This window comes from Pseudomonas sp. 34 E 7 (genome assembly GCF_900005715.1).
In the GTDB taxonomy this organism is placed as follows: domain Bacteria; phylum Pseudomonadota; class Gammaproteobacteria; order Pseudomonadales; family Pseudomonadaceae; genus Aquipseudomonas; species Aquipseudomonas orientalis_A.
On sequence record NZ_CVTX01000155.1, the window covers coordinates 1 to 2,542 of the forward strand.

Genomic DNA, 2,542 nt, shown 5'->3' on the forward strand with positions numbered 1-2,542 from the left:
GCCCGGGGCGGCGTCGGCCAGGCCGGGGCGCAGGCGCTGCCGTTCAACGCCTGGATCGATGACTGGAACTTCGCCACCCGCCCTGGCGCCGCCAACCCCCTGGCCGATATGCAACTCAAGGCCAGTGGCGCGCAGTTCGCCTACGACCTGCAACTGACCTCCAGTCGCCCGCTGGTGCTGCAGGGCGACCACGGCTACAGCCGCAAATCCGACCAGGGCCAGGCGTCCTACTACTACAGCCAGCCGTTCTTCAGCGCCAACGGCAGCGTCACGCTCGACGGCCAGACCTACCAGGTCAGCGGCAACGCCTGGCTCGACCGCGAATGGAGCAGCCAGCCCCTGGCCGCCAACCAGACCGGCTGGGACTGGTTCTCCCTGCACCTGGACCGAGGTGAACAACTGATGCTGTTTCGCGTGCGGCAAAAGGACGGCGGTGGCTACCTCACCGGCACCTGGATCGACGCCCAGGGACGCACCGAGACGCTGCACAACGCGGATATCCAACTGGCGCCGCTGACCACCACCGAGATTGACGGGCGCAGCATTCCCACGCGTTGGTCGCTGAAAATCCCCGGCAAGCACCTGGACATCACCCCCGAGGCCGTCAATTCGAAGGCGTGGATGAACCTGGGCATTCCCTATTGGGAGGGGCCGGTGAAGTTCGACGGTGGGGTGGGGTATCTGGAGATGACGGGGTACTAGCTGATTGATTGGCCCCCTCGGAACGGTCAACCAACTCTTAGAAAAAACTACTGTACATAAAACCAGTATTGTCCTAGAGTCCATCCCAGGTGACCGGATGTCGCCGATCACCTGAGCTTCTATTTTTTAACTATGGATGGATAAAAAATGAAATCGAAAAAAGCCCTTATGCTGGGCGCGGCCATGATGGCCTCCTGCTTCGTCTCGGCCTGCGCCCTGGCTGATCAAGCGCCTTCGAAACTCAGTGCCGACGCGGTCAAGCAGGCCGTGAACACGGCGCTCAAGTCCGGCGGCAAGCTGGACGCGTCGAAGGTGTCGCCTGAGCTCAAGCAAAAACTCTCAGTGGCCAAGTCCGGCCAGTCTAAAACGGTGACCAAAGCCCTCAAGTCCGCGCCGTTCGACAGCGTGGTCGGTGAGCTGAAGAAACCGGCGCAAAGCCAACTGAAAAGCGCGGCCGTCGCCGCGTTTGAACCGCTGTTCCCCACCCTGGATATCAACACGCTCTACACCGTTGATGGGGTGCAGGCCGGTAACGAGTTTGCCTACCACTTCAATCTGGCGCAGAACGCGCGGGTGCTGGTGCAACTGGTCAATCAGAGTGCAGGGGCGGACATGTCGCTGACCCTGTTCCAGGATGACGGCCAGGGCAATCTGAGTGTGGTGGGTTCTTCGGATGCCGCAGGCAATGCCGATGAATACCTCAACGGTGTACTGTCGGCCGGTGACTACTACTGGTACATGGTGGCCAAGGTCGCCGATAACGCGCAGTTCAGTTTCGGCGTGGCGGTGGACAGCAACATCGACGCATTCGAGCCCAACGACAGCGCGCAAACCGCGTTCGTATTGCCCGACTCGATGAACAAGGTCAGCGGCAACCTCGACAATGCCGGCGATGTCGATTACTTCGACTTCAAGGCGGTACGTGGGCAAAGCGTGAGCATGTACCTGGCGGGCGACGAGGACGGCAGCCGTAACCAGTGGATCTTCGACCGCTTCGATGGCGCCAATTGGATTACCGTGCCGGCCGGCTCCACCTCGACCTATCCGAGCGTAACGCCGGGCACCACCGTGAAGGTGCGTGTGCGGGCCAATCCGGCGGTGGCGCAGGACCCGAGCAAGTATTACCAGTTGAGCCTGGGCTCCACGCCGCGCCTGAACACCAGCAGTGTCAAGGGTGACAACATCGTACGGGTGCCGGTGAGCGAGATGCCGCTGGCCACCCAGACCGCACGGCTGCTGAATTGGTCGACCCAGTGGTCGGACTCCACCGGCGCGCCGCTGCTGGGCGTCACCCCGGTGTTGCGCGTGGATAACCACTTCGTCGACTTTAACTACCGCTGGGTCGACTACAAGGCGACCACCAACAGCGCGGGTGTGTCCCAGGCCACGGCCAATATCGGTACCTGCTTCGGTGATTACACCACGGTGATCAACGACAGCAGCACCGGCGTACCGTACATCTGGAGAACCACCTACAACCAGGGTGGCTGGCGCATCGAGCTGGCCGAATTCCCCGGCGTGGGCGTCGGCGGTAACAACGCGCAATACGTCAGCCTGGGGCATATCTGCACTCAGGACATCATCCATTGATTCGGTGATGTGAAACAGAAGGGGCAGCCTCCAGGGGCTGCCCCTTTTTTGCGCCGTGTGCCGCACATTTTTGCAGGCTGCAACAATTCGAATGTGGGAGGGGCGGTGCGACGATTCGACTTGCCCCCGATGGCGGCCTCTGGGCCGACCAGGATGTTGGATTGGACCGAGTACATATCCGTTTCTGCGGTCACGGCTGCTATGGGTTCCGCTTTTACAGCGGCTCACTTTTGAAAAGCGCAAAAGTAAG

2 protein-coding genes are annotated in these 2,542 nt (G+C 61.2%); both read left to right on the forward strand.

Annotated features, from left to right (window positions below; all coding sequences use genetic code 11):
- Positions 1-702: lipocalin family protein (locus tag BFP96_RS19300; protein WP_065936831.1), on the forward strand; the 702-nt coding region annotated here is incomplete at its 5' end.
- 147 nt (positions 703-849) lie between these two features.
- The gene (locus BFP96_RS19305; RefSeq protein ID WP_065936832.1) at positions 850-2,292 is read left to right on the forward strand and encodes a hypothetical protein; all 1,443 of its coding nucleotides are present in this window, start codon (positions 850-852) and stop codon (positions 2,290-2,292) included.
- Positions 2,293-2,542 lie beyond the last annotated feature (250 nt).

Bases quoted from the DNA above. Each gene is read 5' to 3' on its own strand.
- BFP96_RS19305 (WP_065936832.1), top strand. From the start codon at position 850: ATGAAATCGAAAAAAGCCCTTATGCTGGGCGCGGCCATGATGGCCTCC.